The following is a 1,231-nucleotide window of genomic DNA, read 5'->3' on the forward strand; positions in this document are numbered from 1 at the left end:
TTTACAGCTCATCTCAATTGGCGATCATGGACTGGGAAAGGCACTGGTCGGGCTGGTGCAGCAACGGTTGAATGCTGCCGTGGAGAACATCTGGACACCGGCCCACCAGGCGGTGGAGAACGAGGACGCAGAGACCCTGGCTCAGCTCCTGGCCAAGGGGGTCGACCCCGATGAGGTATGCGGCAACATGACGCTCCTGACGCATGCCATTGATGCGGAGGGCGATGGCGCCTTGCAGAGCGGCAGCCCGCTAACCGTGCATACCACCGCAGTGCTCCTGGCCTTCGGCGCTGACCCAGAGCTCCCAGGGCCCGACGGGCAAGCACCCATGGATCTCGCCGGTCACTACGGCCATGACCTGGCAGTCAAGCTGTTGCAGCGGCACATCAACGAGTCAGGCGGCGCAGGCAGATGAGGGTGCAGGCGATGCTGGTGAAGGCGAGGAAGTGTTCGGCCTTGCGTTCGTAGCGGCGATGAAGGCGGCGGCAGCCGGCCAACCAGGAGGCGGTCCGTTCTACGACCCAACGGTGGCGGCCCAACCGCTGGGAACTGTCCACGCCCTTGCGGGCGATCCGGTGCCGGATGCCGCGTGCCGATAACCATCGCCGCAGGTGGGCGTAGTCGTAGCCTTTGTCGGCGTGCAGTTTTGCCGGTCGGCGCCGCCGAGGCCCTCGGCGGGAGCGGATCGGCGGGATGCCCTGCACGAGCGGGACCAGGGCCTGGCTGTCGTGGACGTTGGCCCCGGAGATTCCGGCAGACAGGGGCAGACCATTCCGGTCGGTGATCAAGTGGATCTTCGAGCCGAATTTTCCCCGGTCGATAGGATTCGGACCTGTCAGGTCCCCCTTTTCAGGGCCCGCATGTTGACCGAATCGATCGCGCAGCGGGACCAGTCCAGCTCTCCACGGGAGCCGAGTTCGTCGAGGACCAGGCGGTGCAGCTTGGCCCATACCCTGGCCTTGCTCCACTCGGTGAACCGGCGGTGAGCTGTTGCCCCGGAGGGCCCGAACGAAGCGGCGGAGAGCTGCTGCCACGTGCAGCCCGACGTCGCCACGAACACGATCGCGGCCAGTACCTCACGGTCACCGTGGCGACGCCGGCCGCCGCCTTGAGGACGGGTCGGCGCCTCTGGCGCCACCCGCTGGAACAGTTCCCACAACTCGTCCGGTACCAGCCGCTCAACGATTCCCACCACGAGCAGCAGCCTACCCAGCCAAATGAGATGACTTGT

2 protein-coding genes are annotated in these 1,231 nt (G+C 66.0%); one reads left to right on the forward strand and one right to left on the reverse strand.

The window, feature by feature from the left end:
* Positions 1-79 precede the first annotated feature (79 nt).
* The gene (locus ACIHCX_RS38130; protein WP_400038017.1) at positions 80-415 is read left to right on the forward strand and encodes an ankyrin repeat domain-containing protein; all 336 of its coding nucleotides are present in this window, start codon (positions 80-82) and stop codon (positions 413-415) included.
* Here the strand turns inward: ACIHCX_RS38130 and ACIHCX_RS38135 are convergent.
* Positions 387-1,186 (reverse strand): IS5 family transposase gene (locus ACIHCX_RS38135; protein WP_400038019.1). Its coding sequence is split into 2 segments (ribosomal slippage): positions 387-847 and positions 847-1,186, totalling 801 coding nucleotides; the frame shifts between segments, so codons are not numbered across the junction. The two genes, ACIHCX_RS38130 and ACIHCX_RS38135, sit on opposite strands and share 29 nt — an antisense overlap.
* Between the last annotated feature and the right edge of the window lie 45 nt (positions 1,187-1,231).

Source organism: Streptomyces sp. NPDC052043 (genome assembly GCF_044548235.1).
Taxonomy (GTDB): Bacteria; Actinomycetota; Actinomycetes; order Streptomycetales; family Streptomycetaceae; genus Streptomyces.